General features: G+C 68.9%; 18 protein-coding genes and 1 pseudogene. 8 read left to right on the top strand and 11 right to left on the bottom strand.

All coding sequences use genetic code 11. The features are described from left to right. Nucleotides 1-329 precede the first annotated feature (329 nt). Both T336_RS0101470 and T336_RS0101475 read right to left on the bottom strand, forming a co-directional pair. Nucleotides 330-767 (bottom strand): universal stress protein, encoded by a 438-nt coding sequence (locus T336_RS0101470; protein WP_026431232.1) that lies wholly within the window; start codon nucleotides 765-767, stop codon nucleotides 330-332. A gap of 79 nt (nucleotides 768-846) precedes the next feature. Then, entirely contained in the window at nucleotides 847-1638 is a 792-nt protein-coding gene (locus tag T336_RS0101475) for a 2OG-Fe dioxygenase family protein (protein WP_026431233.1), read from the bottom strand. A gap of 150 nt (nucleotides 1639-1788) precedes the next feature. On the opposite strand from T336_RS0101475, the gene T336_RS0101480 reads away from it, so the two are divergent. Continuing rightward, nucleotides 1789-2196, top strand: coding sequence for a PilZ domain-containing protein (locus T336_RS0101480; RefSeq protein WP_026431234.1), 408 nt, complete (start codon nucleotides 1789-1791; stop codon nucleotides 2194-2196). 43 nt (nucleotides 2197-2239) lie between these two features. On the opposite strand, the gene T336_RS0101485 is transcribed toward T336_RS0101480, so the two are convergent. Continuing rightward, nucleotides 2240-3961: a long-chain fatty acid--CoA ligase gene (locus T336_RS0101485; RefSeq protein ID WP_026431235.1), complete on the bottom strand. Its 1722-nt coding sequence runs from the start codon at nucleotides 3959-3961 to the stop codon at nucleotides 2240-2242. Between the two features lie 383 nt (nucleotides 3962-4344). Between T336_RS0101485 and T336_RS0101490 the strand changes: the two genes are divergently transcribed. Further along, complete coding sequence (locus T336_RS0101490; protein WP_026431236.1) at nucleotides 4345-5352, top strand: D-2-hydroxyacid dehydrogenase family protein; 1008 nt, start codon at nucleotides 4345-4347, stop codon at nucleotides 5350-5352. 38 nt (nucleotides 5353-5390) lie between these two features. On the opposite strand, the gene T336_RS0101495 is transcribed toward T336_RS0101490, so the two are convergent. Beyond that, a complete protein-coding gene (locus T336_RS0101495) occupies nucleotides 5391-6824 on the bottom strand; it encodes a CoA transferase (protein WP_051647017.1) in 1434 nt (477 codons plus the stop codon). 104 nt (nucleotides 6825-6928) lie between these two features. On the opposite strand from T336_RS0101495, the pseudogene T336_RS24610 reads away from it, so the two are divergent. After that, nucleotides 6929-7836, top strand: a pseudogene (locus tag T336_RS24610) (citrate synthase). A gap of 72 nt (nucleotides 7837-7908) precedes the next feature. Here T336_RS24610 and T336_RS0101505 read toward each other — a convergent pair. From T336_RS0101505 to T336_RS0101515, 3 genes are read right to left on the bottom strand one after another with little or no spacing between them, the layout of a single operon-like run. Further along, nucleotides 7909-8628 carry a glutamine amidotransferase gene (locus tag T336_RS0101505; RefSeq protein ID WP_019700996.1) on the bottom strand — a complete coding sequence of 240 codons (720 nt, stop codon included), beginning with the start codon at nucleotides 8626-8628 and terminating at the stop codon, nucleotides 7909-7911. Further along, a complete protein-coding gene (locus T336_RS0101510) occupies nucleotides 8625-9440 on the bottom strand; it encodes a YggS family pyridoxal phosphate-dependent enzyme (protein ID WP_026431238.1) in 816 nt (271 codons plus the stop codon). The genes T336_RS0101505 and T336_RS0101510 overlap by 4 nt, the downstream gene beginning before the upstream one ends. After that, nucleotides 9440-10681, bottom strand: a complete 1242-nt coding sequence (locus T336_RS0101515) for a benzoate/H(+) symporter BenE family transporter (RefSeq protein ID WP_026431239.1) — start codon at nucleotides 10679-10681, stop codon at nucleotides 9440-9442. The genes T336_RS0101510 and T336_RS0101515 overlap by 1 nt, the downstream gene beginning before the upstream one ends. A gap of 108 nt (nucleotides 10682-10789) precedes the next feature. Between T336_RS0101515 and pdxR the strand changes: the two genes are divergently transcribed. After that, nucleotides 10790-12289 (top strand): MocR-like pyridoxine biosynthesis transcription factor PdxR, encoded by a 1500-nt coding sequence (pdxR, locus tag T336_RS0101520; protein ID WP_026431240.1) that lies wholly within the window; start codon nucleotides 10790-10792, stop codon nucleotides 12287-12289. A 74-nt stretch (nucleotides 12290-12363) separates the two neighbouring features. Here pdxR and T336_RS0101525 read toward each other — a convergent pair whose 3' ends face one another. From T336_RS0101525 to T336_RS0101540, 4 genes are all read right to left on the bottom strand, one after another. After that, nucleotides 12364-13494 (bottom strand): branched-chain amino acid ABC transporter substrate-binding protein, encoded by a 1131-nt coding sequence (locus T336_RS0101525; protein WP_013594521.1) that lies wholly within the window; start codon nucleotides 13492-13494, stop codon nucleotides 12364-12366. 157 nt (nucleotides 13495-13651) lie between these two features. Beyond that, nucleotides 13652-14185 carry a hypothetical protein gene (locus T336_RS0101530; RefSeq protein ID WP_026431241.1) on the bottom strand — a complete coding sequence of 178 codons (534 nt, stop codon included), beginning with the start codon at nucleotides 14183-14185 and terminating at the stop codon, nucleotides 13652-13654. 3 nt (nucleotides 14186-14188) lie between these two features. Then, nucleotides 14189-14623 (bottom strand): DNA polymerase III subunit chi, encoded by a 435-nt coding sequence (locus tag T336_RS0101535; RefSeq protein ID WP_026431242.1) that lies wholly within the window; start codon nucleotides 14621-14623, stop codon nucleotides 14189-14191. Nucleotides 14624-14658: 35 nt separating this feature from the next. Next, a complete protein-coding gene (locus T336_RS0101540; protein WP_026431243.1) occupies nucleotides 14659-16185 on the bottom strand; it encodes a leucyl aminopeptidase in 1527 nt (508 codons plus the stop codon). Between the two features lie 23 nt (nucleotides 16186-16208). Here T336_RS0101540 and lptF point away from each other — a divergent pair, with 23 nt between their 5' ends. The 4 genes from lptF to T336_RS0101560 all read left to right on the top strand — a co-directional run bounded on the left by lptF (nucleotide 16209) and on the right by T336_RS0101560 (nucleotide 19863). After that, entirely contained in the window at nucleotides 16209-17306 is a 1098-nt protein-coding gene (gene lptF / locus T336_RS0101545) for an LPS export ABC transporter permease LptF (protein ID WP_026431244.1), read from the top strand. Continuing rightward, entirely contained in the window at nucleotides 17303-18400 is a 1098-nt protein-coding gene (lptG, locus tag T336_RS0101550) for an LPS export ABC transporter permease LptG (RefSeq protein ID WP_026431245.1), read from the top strand. The genes lptF and lptG overlap by 4 nt, the downstream gene beginning before the upstream one ends. Before the next feature lie 2 nt (nucleotides 18401-18402). After that, a complete protein-coding gene (locus tag T336_RS0101555) occupies nucleotides 18403-18807 on the top strand; it encodes a sirohydrochlorin chelatase (RefSeq protein ID WP_035225128.1) in 405 nt (134 codons plus the stop codon). 114 nt (nucleotides 18808-18921) lie between these two features. Further along, a complete protein-coding gene (locus T336_RS0101560; RefSeq protein ID WP_011796239.1) occupies nucleotides 18922-19863 on the top strand; it encodes a CysB family HTH-type transcriptional regulator in 942 nt (313 codons plus the stop codon). Nucleotides 19864-19869 lie beyond the last annotated feature (6 nt).

The following is a 19869-nucleotide window of genomic DNA, read 5'->3' on the forward strand; positions in this document are numbered from 1 at the left end:
GAGCGCCACGAGCATACCGATTGCGGCGAGGTGTTTTTTACCGATCACGAATTTCCCTGCATCGATAATTCGCAAATCAAATTACGCACACGCAAAACAAAACACCGGTAAATCATCCCGGCGAATCAATGCAACGAGAAACCCTCCGCAGCGCGTCCGGATTATTCATGAACAAAACCCCACCCACCGCCAAGAACAATCATCCAACGCATCAACAAAACAGCCGGACCCTGTAGCGGTGATCGCGCCGTGCGCGGGCCCATGAAAAAAGCGGCTCCACGAGGGAGCCGCTGTGCGCCGCAGCGCGATGCCGCTGCTGGCGGGGCCCGTCAGTCGCGCACGACCAGCACCGGCACGTGGACCACGCCCAGCACGCGCTGGGTGACGCTGCCCAGCACCAGCTTCTCGAGCCCGCGGCGGCCATGGGAGCCCATGACGATCAGGTCGGCGCCGGTGCTCTCCAGCGCGCGCAGGATGCCGTCGTGCACGGCATGGCCCTCGCCGATCACGGTGGTCACGGCCACGCCGGCTTCTTCCAGGGCCTTGCGCGTGGCGTCCAGCGCGGTGTTCGCCTCCGAGGTGGCGGCATTCATGTACTGCGACTGGCCGTAGGCGAAATCCGCGCCCACGCCGGTGAAGGGATAGGGATCCACCACATAGACGGCGGTGACCTGGGAGCCGAAGGTCTTGGCCAGGCCGGCCGCCTTGGTGACGGCCATCATGGAAGTGGGCGAACCGTCCACGGGAATGAGGATGTGCTTGAACATGAACTTCTCCTTCGTCGATGGTGGTATGGAACCGATGGGACCAGTGTGCCGCAATGCGCCGGCCACGGGTTGATTCGCATCAAGCAGCAGGGGTTCTTGCGGCCTTGTCCCCCGCCTTGTCCCCGCCCTCTTCCTGGAACCCGCCGCGCCGGCAGGTCACCACCAGCGTATCGCGGCAGCCCGGCGCATCCCCCAGGGGCTGGATCGGCGTGGTCTCGTGGATCATGCGGGCGTCGTCCAGCAGCATGAGCGACCAGGGCTCGCTGAGGGTGAAGCGATGGCCGCTGGGGCCGGCTGCCTCGAAGATGCGCGTCTCGCCGCCCTTCACGCCCTCGCGGCCGACCAGGAACACGGCCACGAGGTCCACGCCGTCGCGGTGCGCGCCCTCGGGCGTGGGCCGGCCGATGCCGTCGGTGGTGTCGATGCGGAATTGGTGGGCCTCCAGGAACCAGCGCTCGGGGCCGTCGGCCAGCGCCTGCTGCGACAGGCTGGCCAGCGCGGCCAGCAATTGCTGCCAGGCCGGCTGCGCCACGGTGGCATCCTGCATGGGCGCGAACCAGCGCTGCATGCCGCCGTGCAGGGCGTTGTAGTCCAGCGGCTGCCAGTGGGCGCGGTGCGGCACCTGCCGCAGTCCGGACTCGTCGGCCACGAAGCAGGAATGCCGCCGCCGGCGGTAGCGCCCGCCGTCCTTCAGGAATTCATCGGGCGGCAGCGAGGGCCAGTCCGCATGCAGCGCCTGCAGCGCCGCGAGCGGCACGCCGATCCAGGCGGCTGTGTCCTCGGGCCTCAGCACGGCGTAGCCCGTACTGCGCAGGTGGTCGGCGACCTGTTCGGGCCGCAGGTAGGGAGGGGGAAACGTGATGTGCGCCATGTGGCGCGAGCTTAACCCCGCCCGGCATGCCGCGCGCGCACCGGAAGAACGCGGTGCCGGAATTTCAGCGGCAGCTTGCGCCGCCGCAAACGCGGCTGCAGTAGCATCCGTGGGCGCAGCGCCGGCAGTGGCGCGCTCCAGGAGAACACCATGGCCCATGAACGCCGCCACTATGTCCGAGTCGCCTTCGAGGCGCCCGCGCGCCTTGCCGTGAGCGGCCACGGCACCTTCGACGTGCACGTGCTGGACGTTTCCCTGCGCGGCGCGCTGCTGGAGCTGCCCGCCGGCCAGGCCCTGCCGCCGGGCGCCCCCTGCGCGCTCTCTATCCCCTTGATGGCGGGCGAGGAGCAGATCGCGATGTCTGGCGAACTGGTGCACGTGGAAGGCCACTGCGCGGGCCTGCAGGGCCACACCATGGACCTCGACAGCGCCACCCACCTGCGCCGCGTGATCGAACTGCAGCTCGGCGACCCGGCCCTGCTGGAGCGCGACCTGCAGACGCTGGTGTCGGCGCACCACGGCCGGGGCGTGCCGGCGCAGCCAGCGACCGGGCACTGAGCCGGCCGCCCTGCCCCCTCCAGCCCCCCCGCTCCGCGCGGCGTCAGGCCGCCGGGGCCTGCGCGGCGGCCGGTGCCGCGGCCAGTTCCACCTCCTGCAGCTGCCGCCACATCACCTTGCCGCTGCCGCTCTTGGGCAGCGCATCGGCGAACTGCACGACGCGCGGCACCTTGTACACGGCCATGTTCTCGCGGCACCAGGCGATGATCTCGGCCTCGGACACCTGCCCGCGGTGCGAGGGCCGCACCACCACCACGGCCTTCACCGTCTCGCCGCGGTAGCTGTCGCGCGCGGCGATCACGCAGGCCTCCTGCACGGCGGGGTGGCGGAACATGAGCGCCTCCACCTCGGCCGGCCAGACCTTGAAGCCGCTCGCGTTGATCATGCGCTTGAGGCGGTCGGTGATGAAGAAATAGCCCTCCTCGTCCACGCGGCCGAGATCGCCCGAGCGGAAGAACCGCTTGCCGTCGATCTCGATGAAGGCCGACTCCGTCGCGGCAGGCTGCTTCCAGTACCCGCTGAACACGCCCGGGCCGTGGATCACGATCTCGCCCTGCTCGCCCACGGGCACCTCCCGCAGGGTGTCCGGGTCGATCACGCGCGAATCGGTGCTGATGAACGGCACGCCCAGGCACTGCTGCTTGGGGTGGTCCGGCGGGTTGGTGTGCGAGGGCGCGGCCGTCTCCGTCAGGCCATAGCCTTCGCAGAAGCGCAGGCCGAACTGCTCCAGCAACCGCTGCGCCACGGCCTGCGGCATGGCGGCCCCGCCGCCGCCGATATAGACCAGGCTGGAGAGGTCGTACTCCGAAAAGCGCGGGCTCGCCATGAGGTCGATCACCATCGTGGGGATGTTGGTCCAGTTGGTCACGCGGTGGCGGGAGATGAGGCGGCCGGCGAGGTCCCGGTCCCAGCGCGGCATCATGACCAGCGTGGCGCCGGCATAGATGGACGAATGCATCAGGCTCACCATGCCGGTGATGTGGAACATGGGTACTACGGCCAGCGTCACGCTCTCGGAGGTGGCGGTGCCCCAGAGCGCGCTGGCGACGGCGTTGTGCATGATGCTGCGGTGCGGATGCATGCAGCCCTTGGGCAGGCCGGTGGTGCCGCTGGTGTAGGGCAGCACGGCCAGGTCGTCCGGGCCGGCCTCGCAGGCCGGCGGCTCGGCGCCGCAGGCCATGGCATCGCTCCAGGCATGCACCGCGCCGCCGTCGAGCGCGGGCAGCGGGCGCACCGGGCAGAGCCAGTCGCGCCAGGCCTCGGGCATGGCCTGGGCCTCGGGCGAGGCCGCGTCGAAGGCGTCGGTGAACTGGGAGACCACGAGGTGCTGCAGGCGGCGGTCCGGCGGCAGCGCATTGCTGGCGGCGGCCAGTTCGGGCGCGAGATCTGCGGTGGTGATGGCCACGCGCGCGTCCGGGTCCGTGATGTAGTGCTTGAGCTCCTCGGCACGGTTCATCGGGTTCACGGGCACCACCACGGCGTTGGTGCGCAGGATGGCGAAATGGGCGGCGACGAGCTGCGGGCAGTTCTGCATGCACAGCAGCACGCGGTCGCCCCGGCGCACGCCCAGCGTGTACAGGTGCGCGGCCAGCCGCTCGGCCGCGCGCGCCAGTTCCCGGTAGCCCAGCGCCGTGCCGAAGAACACCATCGCCGGCTTGTCCGGGTAGCGCTGCGCGCTGACGGCCAGGTTGGTCCAGAGCGAGGTGGCGGGCGGAGTGAGGGTGTGCGGCAGGCGCTTGGGCCAGAAGGCGTGGTGTGCGGGCATGGGAAGGTGATGGTTTCCGTGGATCGGTACGAACCCGCATCCTGCGGCCCATGGGCCGGGCACGTATTGGGGATGGCCCCAATCACCCGTCACCCATGCGACGCCGCGGCCGCCGCGAAAGGCCTGTGCTCCGGGGCACGGGCAGCAGCCCGGGTTTTTGTAACGGCTTGTCCCGGCAGGGGGGCTTTGGGGGGCCTGCGCGCGCCGGGCAGCCCCACCATGAACGACAATGGCGGCTACGCCTGCACGCCGCCCGGGCCCGTCGCCCCTGTCGAGCCCTGCCCGGCCGGCGCAGCACTTCCTTTTTCTCGCACCTGCATCGCCATTTCGTGCCGGTCCGCGCGGCGCCTGCGCGCGGCCACGGCCTGCGGCCCATGGACTCCATGAACATTGTCATCCTCGACGACTACCAGGACGCCGTCCGCAAACTCCATTGCGCAGCGCGTCTCGACGCCTACTCCGCCAAGGTCTACACCAACACCGTCAAGGGCCTCGGCCAGCTTTCGGTGCGGCTGCGGGATGCCGACATCATCGTGCTGATCCGCGAGCGCACCCAGATCACCCGCCAGCTCGTGGAGAAGCTGCCGCGGCTGAAGCTCATCGCGCAGACCGGCAAGGTGGGATCGCACGTGGACGTGGCGGCCTGCACCGAGCGCGGCATCGCGGTGGCCGAGGGCGTGGGCTCGCCCGTCGCACCGGCCGAACTGACCTGGGCGCTGATCATGGCGGCCATGCGGCGCCTGCCGCAGTACATCTCCAACCTCAAGCACGGCGCCTGGCAGCAATCGGGCCTGCGCGCGGCCTCCATGCCGGCCAATTTCGGCATCGGCACGGTGCTGCGCGGCAAGACGCTGGGCATCTGGGGCTACGGGCGCATCGGCCAGATCGTGGCAAGCTATGGCCGCGCCTTCGGCATGAACGTGCGCGTGTGGGGCCGCGAAGCCTCGCGCGCCCAGGCGCTGAGCGACGGCCTGCAGGTGGCGACCACGCGCGAGGAGTTCTTCTCTCAATGCGACGTGGTGTCGCTGCACCTGCGCCTCAACGACGAGACGCGCGGCATCGTGCGCCTGGAGGACCTCTCCGCCATGAAGCCCAACGCCCTGCTGGTGAACACCTCGCGCGCGGAACTGATCGAGCCGGACGCGCTGATCGCCGCCCTGAACCGCGGGCGCCCCGGCATGGCCGCGGTGGATGTGTTCGAGAGCGAGCCCATCCTGCAGGGCCATGCGCTGCTGCGCCTGGAGAACTGCATCTGCACGCCCCACATCGGCTATGTGGAGCAGGACAGCTACGAGCTGTACTTCGGGGCCGCGTTCGACAACGTGATCAACTACATCCGCGGCACGCCGACGAACATCGTGAACCCGGGCGCGCTGCAGGTGCGGCGCTGACCGGAACGGCTTGCGTCGCTACCGCCCTCGCTGCGCACTCACAGTTCTTCATTTGAAGACAGCCATTCCGGCGCATACGTGCCCAGTGCACGCGCCGGATAACGCCATGCCAGCGGTACCCCCTCGATCTCCACTGGAGGAAGCAGCCGGGCGGCCGGCCCCCAGGACGTTTGCTCGACATGCCCGGCACGATCGCCGGGCGTATCCGCCGCCAACCTGGCCACCTCGCCCATGCGCTCGGGGCGCAGTTGCAATACCGCGGCGGTACGGGCCAGCGAGGCGCGCGCCTCGGTTCCAGCCCCTTGCACCATCCGCGTCGTCAATCCGCGCAGCGCTGCCGCCGCCATCAGGTAGCCCGTCGCATGGTCGATCGCCTGGACCGGCAGGTTGAGCGGTTCATCGCGGTGCACCGCGCGCATGCCCGCCTCGGCGATGCCGGTGCTCATCTGGATGAGGCTGTCGAATCCACGCCGGCAGTGCCACGCACCGGACCAGCCATACGCATCGAGCGATACGTCGATCAGCGCGGGATTCAGTTCGCGCCGCCGTGCGGCATCGAGCCCCAGGCGGGCGAGCGCATCGGCCCGGTAGCCGTGGACAACGATGTCCGCGCCGCGCAACAGCTGCCGGAGCGTGTCGAGATCCTTGGCATTCTTCAGGTCCAGCCGCGCACAGCGCTTGCCCAGGACGACTTCGGGCACCGTGCCCGGCTCTTCCCAGCCGTGGGGATCGATGCGCAGCACCTCGGCACCCCATCCTGCGAGGAACCGCGTCGCCACGGGCCCCGCGAGAATGCGCGTCAGGTCGAGCACGCGGATGCCGCGCAGCGGACGGTCCGGCGACGGCTGCCAATCGCGCGCCGCGACGCGGCTTGCCGTGTGGACGTGCAGCAAGGGCTCGGATGCGACGGCCTGGCCTTGCGGATGTCCGGCCCATTCCTGGCGCGAGTACATGACGGCGGCACAGCCGCCGCCCGCGACCACGGCGTCCTCGAGCGCAGCGGCCTCCCAGCGGCCCACCGCGTACGCGACGGATTGCGCATCGGCGGCGCAGCCGAGGACGGACAGCGCGGCATCGCGATGGTGCGGCGCGTTGGTGTGCAACCGGATCCATCGATCGCGCGCCCGGTAGTTGCCGGCGATCGGGTCCCATTGCGGCGGCAGCGTCCATCCCTGCGGACGCAGCGACGTGCCGAACCACAGCGACGCCATGCGCCGATCGACCCGGACGGCCGGCAGCCTGCCGGTCGAGGCCTGCAACAGTTCGGCGACTGCGGTTGCCGCCGCACCGATGGCCGCCGCGGCCAGGTCGGTCACGCGAAACGGAGACAACAGCTCTCCCGCTCCGACCAGGCTGCAGGCATCGAGAGCCCGGGAGGCCCCACCCAGCGATGCCCAGAACTCCCGCAAATGGTCCGATGCCGGGCTCTCGTCGCCCATGACGGTACTTTGTGGCACTTGATCGACACCCATGTTCGCCTCGAATGGTTCAGGTGTGGCAACGATCGGCGGGCTCGCATTGGATGTCAATGTTGATTATCTTGGTCAACTGATCGAACGGCTCCCCTCTTCCCAACATGTCGAACTACCTGAATTCCACCGAAGCGGCAGCAAGGCTCGGGGTGTCGCGGCAAACGCTCTACGCGTACGTCAGCCGCGGCCTGCTGCATGCCGAGCATGGCGACAACCAACGCGAAAGCCGCTATTTCGCGGCCGATATCGACAGGTTCGCGGCACAGCGCGCACGCGGCCGCAAGCCGAAGGAAGTGGCGAAGGCTGCGCTGAACTGGGGCACGCCCGTGCTCGAATCGGGCATCACGCTGATCGATGGCGGGCGGCTCTTCTATCGTGGTGTGGACGCCTTGGAGCTCGCCGGCCATGCGAGCCTCGAGGACGTCGCCGCGCTGCTCTGGCAATGCGACAGGCAGGCGGCCTTCGGCCCCCGGGCTGCCGCCGCGCCTGCCGTCTTGCGGCCGCTCTTCAGGCACTACGGGGACCAGCGTGCGGAAGAAGCGCTCCTGCCGCTTTTCGCCGTCGCGAGCGACGACGCGTCCACCGCCATCTGGCAGAAGGCGGCCGGGCGGCAGGAGCAAGGCTGCGGAGACCTGGTGCGGATCCTGGCCGCCTGCCTGTTGCGCTCCCGTCCCGGCACGAGGCCGATCCACGAGCAATGCGCGCGGGCATGGGGCCTGGACGCTGCGGGCGCGTGGCGTTGCGCAGGCATCTGCGGCTGCCCATGGGTGCCGCGTTCGGGCTGTTCGCGCTGGGCCGCTCCATTGGGTGGATCGCACACGGACTGGAGCAACGCGGGCAACCCGGCCTGATCAGGCCCCGGGCAGTCTATGTCGGCCCCCCTGTCGAACTGGGCAAGCCCCGCCCCCATGGACGGTCGCCCCAGCGGCAAACGCCGCGGCATGCGGCGCCAGGCAATGAGCTGGCTGCCGCCTTCTTCAGGACCAATGCACCGCCAGGCATCGCCGGGTAATGCGGTGCGTTGCGGAACACCCCGGATGGAACCGCAGCCACCGGTCGCGATGTCGCAGGGATGGGGCCGGGTTCATCCCGCTACTCCTGGTGGAGCGGCCTCGATCCCATCCAGCCAGGAAGCAAACACTCCTTGTGCCGCCAGCGGCAAGTCGGATTGCAGGGCCCGGGCTTCGGCGCGCAATGCGCGTGGGTCGATGCCGGCCTGTGCCAGTTCGCAGGCATGGCCGACCAGCCAGCGCTCGATATGGCGCGGGTCCGCCTCCAGATGGCACTGCAGCGCCAGCACATGGCGCCCCACGCCGAACGCCTGGTTGTCGCAAACGGGCGTGCCCGCCAGCCGCGTGGCCCCGGCGGGAATCTCGAAGCGGTCGCCATGCCAGTGCAGCACCGGCACACCGCCCAGCGCCGCCAGCGGTGACGCCTCGCCTGCCGGAGCCAGCGCCAGGGGCGCGAAGCCGATTTCCCTGACCCCCATGCCGCTGACGCCCGCGCCGAGTGCACGGGCGATCAGTTGCGCGCCAAGGCAGATGCCCAGCAACGGACGCCGGGATTGCAGCCGCCCGGAAATCACGGCCAGTTCGTCGGCGAGGAAGGGATGGAGCGCATCGTCGAACGCGCCTATCGGACCGCCCAGCACCACCAGCAGATCGGCCGCTACCGCATCGGCGGCGCACCAGTCTTCGGTCGTGGCATCCAGGTAGCGCACGGCATATCCGCGCGTCGCCAGCAACGGCCCCAGCGTGCCAAGGTCTTCAAAGTGCAGATGGCGGATGGCAATGGCGGTTTTCATGGGGACTGCTCCTCTGCGCCGGGTTCGCCGGGCCAGTAGTGGCTGTCTGGCGTGGCGCGTGCGCCAAAGATGGCCTGGCCGACGCGCACCACGGTGGCACCTTCCTCGATGGCAATCTCGAAGTCGCCGGACATTCCCATGGACAGTTCATCCAGCCCGACACCCGCGGGTGCGCTCTGGCGCAAACGGTCGCGCAAGGTGCGCAGCAGCACGAAGCACTGGCGCACTCGTTCAGCCTCGCTGGAAAACAGCGCCAGCGTCATCAGCCCACGCACGCGCAGCGCCGAAAACGCCGGCAGCGCCTGGATGAAGGCCGCCACGTCTCCAGGGGCGAGGCCATACTTGCTGGCCTCGCCCGACGTATTGACCTGCACGAACACCTCCAGCGAACGTCCTTCGGCTTGCAGGCGGCGATCCAGCGCCTCGGCCACGCGCAGGCTGTCCAGCGCCTGGAATTCGTGGGCAAAGCGCGCCACCAGCCTGGCCTTGTTGGCTTGCAGGTGGCCGATGACCGACCATTGCAGGTCGCTCAAGTCCTGCATGGCCTCCCATTTCCGGTGCGCTTCCTGCGGCCTGTTCTCGCCCAGCATCCGGCAGCCTGCCGCATGCGCCAGGCGCAGGCGGGCCTCGGGCTTGGTCTTGCTGACCGGCAGCAGGCGCACCGTCGCGGTATCACGTCCCACACGGCGGCAGGCGGCTGCAATGCGCGCATGCACCGCCGCCAGGTGGCGCCGGAAGTCCTCGACCGTGGTGGCCTCGGGATGGCGGCCGTGCTGGTCGTGGCCGGTCTGCGTATCGAATGGCATGGGCATCAGTTCGCCCTCTTGCTGGCCGGCGTGGAAGCCATGGCGGCCAGGCATGCCTTGTGCGGCAACCGGCCATGGAGGATCGCATGGGCGAGCAGTCCGATCACGAGCCCCCAGAAGGCACCGCCGATACCCAACAGGTTGATGTTGGCGGCTGCCGCCAGGAAGGTCATCAAAGAGGCTTCGCGCGTTTTCGCGTCGGCCAGTGCGGTGGCCAGGCTGCCGCCGACGGTGCCCAGCAGTGCCAGCCCCGCCAGCGTGGTGATGAAGGTGGCCGGGAAGGCCATGAAGACGCCGGCCAGCGTCACGCCGAACACGCCCACGAGGATGTAGCACACGCCTGCGGCGATGCCCGCGATCCAGCGCCTGGATGGGTCTTCGTGCGCTTCCCGGCCCGTGGCGATGGCCGCCGTGATGGCGGCGATGTTGAAGGCGTGCGAACCGAACGGTGCCATCAGCAAAGAGCCCAGCCCGGTGATGGCCAGGATGGGGTTGGCACTGGTCTTGAAGCCGTCATTGCGCAGTACCAGCATGCCGGGCATGTACTGGCCGGTCAGGGTGATCAGGAACAGCGGCAGTGCCACGCTCAACAAGGCGTTGAGCGAAAAGGCGGGCATGGTGAAGACTGGCGCGGCCAGCTTCAATTGCAGCCCCGACAGATCGACCCGATCCTGGACCAGGAGAAAAGCCAGCCCCAGTACCAGGATTCCAACCACCGCATAGCGTGCGGAAAACCGCTTGAACACCACGTAGGCAAGGATCAGCCATCCGGCCAGCAGGGGGTCGATGCCCATGCCTCCGAAAGCCCGGATGCCGAACTGCAGCAGGATGCCGGCCAGCAGCCCGGCGGCAACGCCCGGAGGAATCAGGCGGATGACGCGCTCGAACCAACCCGACAGCCCCAGGGCCACGAAAGCGGCTGCCGAAATCAGATAGGCCCCCACGGCTTCGGCATACGGCGTGGTGGTCAGCGCGGTGACCAGAAACGCCGCTGCCGGCGTGGACCACGCGGTGATGATCGGCTCGCGCGACACCCAGCTCAGGGGGCTCCCCGTCACGCCCACGCCGATGGAAATCGACCACACCCAGGAAGCCGTCAATTCCGGGCTGAGGCCCGCGACCTTGGCGGCCTGGAACACCAGGATGAATGTGCCGCCGTAGTTCACGATGACCGAGAGCAGGCCGGCCACGACGGGATGGGTGAGATCGTTCCAGCGAACGGGTGAATGCGAAGGTATGGAAGACATGGCCTGACAGCGACTACTGACACCGGGGATGAACACGTTGCGAGGTGTATTTATAGTTCTGGAATGGACGGATGCCACAGGCCACTTTTTGAATGGGATACCAGCCAATTGTTCAAGCACGCTCAACTTGAATCCGTCAAAGCCTGGGTCGGCGACCCGGCACATGGCGCCTTGCCGCTGCACGCGCGGGTGCAGCGGGCCATTCGCCAATTGATACTCGATGGTGCGCTGGACGCGGGCAGGCCATTGCCCGCGTCACGCGCCTTGGCGAAGTCGCTGGGGGTTTCCCGGGATACGGTCGAATCGGCCTACAGCCAGTTGCATGCGGAAGGCTTCATCGAACGGCGCGTGGGCAGCGGCAGCTTTGTGTCGGAACGGGCCCAGCGTCTGCCGGGGCGCGCCAAGCCTCGTCGGACCGGCGTGGGAAGCGAGGCAGCACTGCGCCTCAGCCGGCGCGGCAGCGCCATGTTCCAAAGTGGCGGCGTGCGTGACTTTCTGGCGCCACGCCCTTTCGCGCCTGGCGTGCCCGAGACACGCAGTTTTCCGCTGCAAACATGGGAGCGATTGGAACGGCAGGTGCTGAAGGAATACGGCACGCTGGCGTTGCTGCACAGCCCGCCGCAGGGGATGGAGCCGCTGCGCCAGGCCATCGCCGATTACGTGAATCTCGAACGGGGCGCGCGCGCCACACCCGAGCGTGTGCTGGTGCTGACCAGTTCCCAGCAGGCCTTGACCCTGTGCGCCACTGTGTTGCTCGACGCCGGCGACCGCATCTTCATCGAAGACCCTGTCTACCACGGCGCGCGCAAGGCGTTCGACGCTGCCGGGCTGGAGTGCGTGCCCGTGCCATTGGATGCAGACGGCCTGCGGGCGGATTATTTGACCGAGGCAAGCGAGGCGCCAGGCGAAGCGGCCAGGGCGGTGTTCCTGACGCCATCGCACCAGTTTCCCACCGGAGCGACGCTGTCGCTGGACCGGCGTCTGGCGGTCATCGAATGGGCCAGGCAGCGCCAGGGCTGGATCATCGAGGACGACTACGACAGCGAATTCCACTATGCGGGCAAGCCCACTGCATGTGTGCAGGGGCTCGATCCGGGTGAACGGACGATCTACATCGGCACCTTCACCAAATCTCTGTTTCCGGGCCTGCGCATCGGCTACATGGTGCTGCCACCGCAACTGGTGGCGCCCATGACCGTGGCCCGCACCTTGCTGGACGGGCACAGTGCACCGATTCCACAACTCACGTTGGCGCGTTTCATGGAAGGCGGCCACTTTGGCGCCCATGTGCGCACCATGCGTGCCGTCTACGCTGAACGGCGCGACGTGCTGGCACGGCTGGTGCGCCAGCACCTGGCCGAATTCGTGGAACCCCGGGTGCCTGCCGGAGGCATGCAAATGCCCTGTGTTTTCATCCGCGACATTCCCGAACGCGAGGCCGTGGAATCCGCCCGCCGGGCCGGCATCGACTTGCTGGGGCTGACGACGCTGCAGGCTTCGGGCAGGCACAAGGCAGGTGTCCTCATGGGCTTCGCCGCCCACGCCCCGCACGAGCTGGATGTCGCCGTCAAAAAACTGGCAACCGTGCTGCGTGCGCTGTGCCCTTGACGGCCGTGGATTCCAGCCAAAAAAAAAGGCCTCCGCACGCGCGGAGGCCTTGCCGCTGAAACGGGCGTGCCGTATCAGTTCAGGGGCGTCTTCTTGCCGTCCTTGTACGTGTACAGGGTGATGGCAGGGTTCTTCAGCTCGCCATTGGGCTCGAAGGCGATGTTGGCCGTCACGCCCTTGTAGTTCGACTTCTGCAGCTCGGGGATGTACACCTTCGGATCCCACGAGTTGGCACGCTTCATGGCATCGACCAGCAGCATGGTGGCGTCGTAGGTGTAGGGGCTGTACACCTGGAACTGGCCGGGGTACTTGGCGTCGTACTTGGCCTTCCAGGCCGTGCCGCCGGGCATCTTGGCCAGCGAGGCGCCGCCTTCGGCGCAGATCACGTTCGCCAGGGTCTTGGCACCGGCGGCCAGCTTGGCCACTTCGGCCGTGCAGATGCCGTCGCCGCCGAAGTACTTCACGTTGGCCATGCCCAGCTGTTCCATCTGGCGCAGCATGGGGCCGGCCTGCGGGTCCATGCCGCCGTAGAAGATGGCGTCGGGGTTCTTGGACTTGATGGCCGTCAGGATGGCCATGAAGTCGGTGGCCTTGTCGGTCGTGAACTGCTCGTCCACCACCTTGATGCCCTTGGTGGCGGCGGTCTTCTTGAACACGTCGGCCACGCCCTGGCCGTAGGCCGTGCGGTCATCGATGATGGCCACGGTCTTGAGCTTCAGCGTGTCGGCGGCGTAGGCGGCCAGGCCGGCGCCCAGGGCGTTGTCGTTCGCGATGATGCGGAAGGTGGTCTTGTAGCCGGGCTTGGTCAGGTTGGGGTTGGTGGCGGCGCCGGTGACGTGCGGGATGCCGCAGTCGTTGTACACCTTCGACGCGGGGATCGTGGTGCCGGAGTTCAGGTGGCCCACCACGCCGGCGACCTTGGCGTCGCACAGCTTCTGGGCAGCGGCCGTGCCCTGCTTCGGATCTGCGGCGTCGTCTTCAGCCTGCAATTCGAACTTGATCTTCTTGCCGCCGATCGTGACCCCCTGGGCATTCAGTTCCTCGACGGCCATGCGGGCGCCGTTTTCGTTGTCCTTGCCGTAGTGAGCCTGAGGGCCAGAAACCGGTCCCACGTGGCCGATCTTCACCACCTGTTCTTGTGCAGAGGCGACACCGGCAAACGCCGCGATAGCGGCAACCACGGTCAGTTTCAACTTCAATTGCATATGAATCTCCATAAAGGGTGATCGCTGAGAACCTTTGTTTTTTCCCCCAGCGCCGGAAACATATCGCAATTTATGGGCCAGGGCACCCGTAGATGCGAGGGAAAGTGACCGAAAACCACAGGGGGTTACCCTAGGAGCGCACCCACGGGCGCCCGGCTCAGCGTTGCGCGGGGCTGCCGGGCGAGGCCAGTTCGTCCGCCACTGCTTCGTACACGGCATGGCGCACGACGGATTCCACCTCTTCGCGCAGGCGCGGCACCATGGAGCGCGTCTGCTCCTGGACCACCGTGGCGATGGCCTCGCGCAGGCGCTGGTCCAGCACCACGTCCACGCGCTGGATGATGCGGTGGATGACCACCTCCTCGATGCCCGAGAAATCGGGGGCCGGCGCGGATTGCGAAGGCGAAGGCGAAGGCGAAGGCGAAGGCGAAGGCGAAGGCGAAGGCGAAGGCGAGGATGAAGGCGCAGCAGGCACCGGCGCGGCGGCGGCCGGCTCACCCACCGGGGGCATCGCCGGCCACGGCGCCAGGGCCGGGACGACCGCTACCGGCGGTGCCGCCGGGACCGGAACCGGGGCGGGAGCCTGCACGCCCGGCAGCGGGCTGCCCGCGGCAGCAGCGCCCTCGGTCACCTGCACCACATCGGTGAGCGTCGGCACGAATCTGGGGGGCTGCTTCGGCGGCACGGGCATGGCTCAGCCTCCCTTCAGCACCAGGTCGTGGCGAACGATGCCGTAGCCCCGCTGCGCATAGTGCCGCCAACGTTCGCGCGCGCCGGCGCGGTCGCCCTCATCGTGCGCGCTCACCACCTCGACGAGCCGCGCGAAGCGCTCGAACCCCTCGGGCACGGAGGCCCCGAGGTTCAGCAGGACATCGGGGCGCGCGACGGTGCGCAAGTCGGCCGCCAGCAGCACGGGCGATGCCTCGCGCAACTCGGGCTCGTCCTCCTGGCGGCAGTGCGCCAGGAAGTCCTGCGGGCTCAGTGCCCACAGCGCACGGTCCATCGCGTCGAGCACGGGCGCAGGCCCGGTGATCACCAGGAGCGCGTCGTTGCGCAGGGCCTTGCGCGCGAACCGGCATGCATAGGCCAGCTTGTCGGGCGCGTTGAAGTGGAAGGCGATCTCGGTCATGCCGGGATCCACGGGCACGGGGGCGGCATCCGCGGTCAGGCGGCGCGGGCCGCCCGGCGTGCCCGGCCCGCGCCGGAGGCCGGCGCCGCGGCCGCACCGGAGCGCGCCCGGGGCGCCGGGGCCTGTGCGGAATCCAGCAGGAACTGCACCAGCAGGCCCACGGGGCGGCCGGTGGCGCCCTTGGCGCCGCCGCTCTTCCACGCGGTGCCCGCGATGTCCAGGTGGGCCCAGGGCTTGCCGTCCACGAATTTCTGCAGGAACTTGGCGGCCGTGACGGCCCCGGCCGCGCGCCCCGCCACGTTGCCCATGTCGGCGAAGTTGCTCTTCAGGCCTTCGGCGTATTCGTCGTCCAGCGGCATGCGCCAGCAGGGGTCCAGCGCCGCCTCGCCCGCGGACTGCAGGCGGGACGCCAGGGCCTCGTCGTTGGCGAACAGGCCGCTGCGCACCCCGCCGAGGGCCACCACGCAGGCGCCGGTCAGCGTGGCGATGTCCACCATGGCCGAGGGCTTGAAGCGGGCCGCGTAGGCGATGGCATCGCACAGCACGAGGCGGCCTTCGGCATCGGTGTTGAGCACCTCGATGGTCTGGCCGCTCAGGCTGGTGACCACGTCGCCCGGCTTGACGGCGCGGCCGTCGGGCATGTTCTCGCAGGCGGGGATGAGGCCGACCACGTTGATGGCGGGCCGCAGTTCGGCCAGCGCGCGGAACACGCCCAGTACGCTGGCGGCACCGCCCATGTCGAACTTCATCTCGTCCATTTCGCCGGCGGGCTTGATCGAGATGCCGCCGGTGTCGAAGGTGATGCCCTTGCCGATGAGCGCCACGGGCGCCTCGGAGCGGCCCGCGCCCTGGTAACGCAATTCGATGAAGCGCAGGGGCTCCTCGGAGCCCCTGGCCACCGCCAGGAAGGCGCCCATGCCGAGCTTCTGCACTTCCGCGGGGCCCATCACCTTGACCTGGATGGGGCCGTGCTTGGCGAGCGCCTTGGCGGCGCCGGCCAGCAGGGTGGGCGTGGCGTGGTTGCCGGGGCGGTTGGCCCATTCGCGGGCGTATTCGATGCCCAGCGCCAGCGCCGTTCCGCGGGCGAAGCCGGCCTTGGCCGCTGCGGCATCGGCCACGCCGATCACCACGCGGGACAGGGCCCGCGGCTCGGCCTGCGACTTGGTGGCCGTATAGACATAGCTCGCTTCCGCCACGGCCTGCACGGCCGTGCAGGCGGCCGCGCCGCCGTCGGCCAGGGCCGCGAGGCACACGGCCGCGCGCTTGATCTGGGGCGCCTTCCAGTGGGCCGCGGCACCGGCCAGCGCCTGGCGCACCGCGCGCGCGCCGCCGTCGCCGGCGCCCAGCAGCAGCACGCGCCGCGCCGAGACGGCGGGCGCCTGGTAGAGCGCGAGGCTCTTGCCGGGCTTGGGTTCGAAGTCCCCCTGGCGGACCGCCAGCGCCACCAGGGCGGAGAGCGCGTCGCCGCCGGGCTTGAAGCCTTCGGGCACCAGCACGGCGAGCAGGTCGCATTTCTCGGCGGCGGCGGAGGCCAGGGACAGGGTCTTCAGATCGAAGTTCATAATCGGCGTTTTCCTTCGAGCCAATGTTATTCGATTCATCCATTCGCAAGGAACTGGCCCGCAGCTTCGGAGCGACGCTGGTGGTGCTGGTCACCGTGGTCATGACCATGATGCTGATCCGCACGCTCGGCCAGGCGTCGCGCGGCAGCGTGAACCCCTCGGACGTGATGCTCGTGATGGGCTTCACCGTGCTCGGCCAGTTGCCCACCATCCTCACCCTCAGCCTGTTCGTGGCCGTGGTCGGCGCGCTGGCGCGCATGTACCGCGAAAGCGAGATGGTCATCTGGTTCGCGAGCGGGCGCGGCATGCTGCACCTGCTGCCGCCGCTGCTGCGCTTCGCCTGGCCGGTGATCCTGGCGATCGCCACGCTGGCGCTGCTGATCTGGCCCTGGGCCAACCAGCAGATCCAGGAGCTCAAGGTGCAGTACGAGCAGCGCAGCGACGTGGACCGCATCGCCCCGGGCGAGTTCCAGGAGTCGGCCAACGGCGCGCGCGTGTTCTTCATCGACCGCGAGACGCCTGACAACCAGCAGGCCACCAACGTGTTCATCGCCTCCAGCGAGCACGGCCGCGAGACCGTCACCTCGGCCCGCAGCGCGCGCCTGGAAACCCAGGGCAGCCAGCGCATGGCCCTGCTGAGCGACGGGCAGCGCCTGGAGACCACGCTGGACAAGCCGGGACTGAAGGTGAGCGAGTTCACCGAGTACGGCACGCGCATCGGCGGCGCCGCCGGCAGCTCCAGCGACGACGCCGCGGTCAAGACCCGCAGCACGGCGCAGCTGTTCGCCTCCAGCGACCCGGTGTTCCGCGCCGAACTCGGGTGGCGCTTCGGCCTGGCGTTCGCCGCGCTCAACTTCGTGGTGCTGGGGCTGGCCGTGGCCAGCGCCAATCCACGCGCCGCGCGCAGCACCAGCCTGGTGTTCGCGCTCTTCGCCTTCGTGGTCTATTACAACCTCATGACCTTCGGACAGAACTGGGTGGGCGCGGGCCGCATGGGCCTGGGCGCCTTCATGGTCGCGCTGCACGGCGGCACGCTGGCGCTGGCGATGCTGCTGCTCGTGGCACGCCACAACCGCTGGTCGCCGCGGCTGCCGTCCCTGCGCGCGCGGAGGTCCGCATGAAGACGATCCGCGGGCTCATCTACCGCGAGGCGCTGGCCGCCGTGGGCTTCGTCACCCTGGGCTTCCTGGCGCTGTTCTTCTTTTTCGACATGGTGGACGAGCTGCGCTACGTCGGCCGCGTCGAGGGCTACCAGATGTCGCACGCGCTGCTGTACGTGGCGCTCGGCATCCCGAGCCACCTGTACGAACTGCTGCCGATCACCGTGCTGATCGGCACGATCTTCGTGATGGCGCGCTTCGCGCAGAGTTCCGAGTTCACCATCATGCGCACCAGCGGGCTGGGGCCGTGGCGCGCCCTGCGCACGCTGCTGGTGCTGGGCCTGGGCTTCGTGATGCTCACCTTCACCGTGGGCGACTACCTCGCGCCCGCGACCGACCGGCTCGCGCAGCTCGTGCGGGCCCGCTACCTGGGCCAGATCACCACCGGCGCGACCGGGGCCTGGCTGAAGGAGCGCCAGGGCGACCGCTCCGTCGCGGTGAACGTGCGCGCGCTGCGGCACGACGGCGGCATGAGCAATGTGCGGATCTTCGAGTTCGACGGCAACGGGCGCCTGGCTTCCACCGTGCAGGCGGCGTCGGGCGAGTTCGGCGCGGACGCCTGGGAGCTGCGCGACGTGAAGCGCAGCGTCTTCCACCGCCGCGGCGAGGCCGAGGCGCACGTGGAGCGGCTGCAGGAGGCCAGCTTCCGCTGGCCCACGCACATCAGCGCCGACATGGTGGCGGCATCGCTGCTCAAGCCCGACCGCATGGCGACGATCGACCTGTTCCAGTACATCCGCCACCTCGAATCCAACGGCCAGGCGGCGCAGAAGTACGAGATCGAGTTCTGGCGCAAGGTCTTCTATCCCCTGAGCTGCCTGGTGATGGTAGTGCTGTCGCTGCCCTTCGCCTACCTGCACTTCCGCTCCGGCGGCATCGCCGGCTACGTGTTCGGCGGGGTGATGGCGGGAATCAGCTTCTTCCTGCTCAACAACGTGTTCGGCTATGCGGGCAACCTGCAGAACTGGTCGCCCTGGCTCACCGCGGCCGCACCGGGCATCATCTATTCGCTGCTGTCGCTCGGGGCGTTCGGCTGGCTGGTGCTGAGGCGATGAACATGGCGCACGACACATCCGGGGCCGATGCCCCCCGCGGCGTGGTGCTGTTCGCCCACGGCTCGCGCGACCCGCTCTGGCGCGCCCCGATCGAGGCCGTGGAGGCCCGCATGCGGCTGCAGTCGCCCGGGCTGGAGGTGCGCTGCGCCTACCTGGAACTGGCCGAACCCGACCTGCCCACGGCGGTGCGCGAACTGGCGGCGCGCGGCGTGCGCCGCCTCACCGTGGTGCCGATGTTCCTGGGCACCGGCAAGCATGCGCGCGAAGACCTGCCGCAACTGGTGCAGGCGCTGCGCGCCGAGCACCCGGACATGGCCGTCGCCGTGCAGGGCGCCATCGGCGAGGATGCGCGCATGACGGCGCTGATGGCGGAGATCGCGTCGGCCGAGACTACCGCGCAGCGGTGAGGCGCTCCGGGCGGGCGCCGCCGCGGCGAGGCACAGTGCATTTTTGCGTGCGGGTCACTCCAATGGCTTAGACGATTGCCGCATAATCAAGGAAATCCTTAGCAGCAATCAGATATGAACCTGCACCAGTTCCGCTTCGTCCAGGAAGCCGCCCGCCGCAACCTCAACCTGACGGAAGCCGCCAAGGCGCTCCACACCTCGCAGCCCGGGGTGTCCAAGGCCATCATCGAACTGGAGGACGAACTGGGCGTGGACATCTTCGCGCGCCACGGCAAGCGGCTCAAGCGCATCACCGAGCCGGGGCAGCACGTGCTCAAGAGCATCGAGCTGATCATGCGCGAGGTGGGCAACCTCAAGCGCATCGGCGAGCAGTTCAGCGCGCAGGACAGCGGCACGCTGAGCATTGCCACCACCCACACGCAGGCGCGCTACGTGCTGCCGGTGCCCGTGGCCAAGTTGCGCGAGGCCTATCCCAAGGTGAACGTGAGCCTGCACCAGGCCACGCCGCACGAGGTGGCGCGCATGGTGATCGACGAGGTGGCGGAAATCGGCATGGCGACCGAATCGCTCGCCGACTACCCGGACCTCGTCACCCTGCCCTGCTACGAGTGGCAGCACGTGCTGGTGATGCCCTCGGGCCATCCGCTGGCGCAGCAGGAGCGCATCAGCGTGGACGACATCGCCCACGAGGCCCTCATCACCTACCACCCCTCGTTCACGGGGCGCGGCAAGATCGACCAGGCCTTCGCCGCGCGCAAGCTGCAGCCGCGCATCGTGCTGGAGGCCATCGATTCGGACGTGATCAAGACCTATGTGCGCCTGGGCCTGGGCGTGGGCATCGTGGCTGAGATGGCCATGCGCGACGACCCGCTCGGCGACCTGGTGGTGCGGCCGGTGGGCCACCTGTTCGGCCAGAGCGTGGCGCGCGTGGCGTTCAAGCGCGGTGCCTACCTGCGCAACTTCGTCTATAAATTCGCGGAGCTGCTCAGCGACCGGCTGAACCGCGAACTCGTGGCCCGCGCGATGACCGGGCACGTGAACGACTACGAGCTTTGATTCCTT

The organism is Paracidovorax oryzae ATCC 19882 (assembly GCF_000687165.1).
GTDB lineage: Bacteria > Pseudomonadota > Gammaproteobacteria > Burkholderiales > Burkholderiaceae_C > Paracidovorax > Paracidovorax oryzae.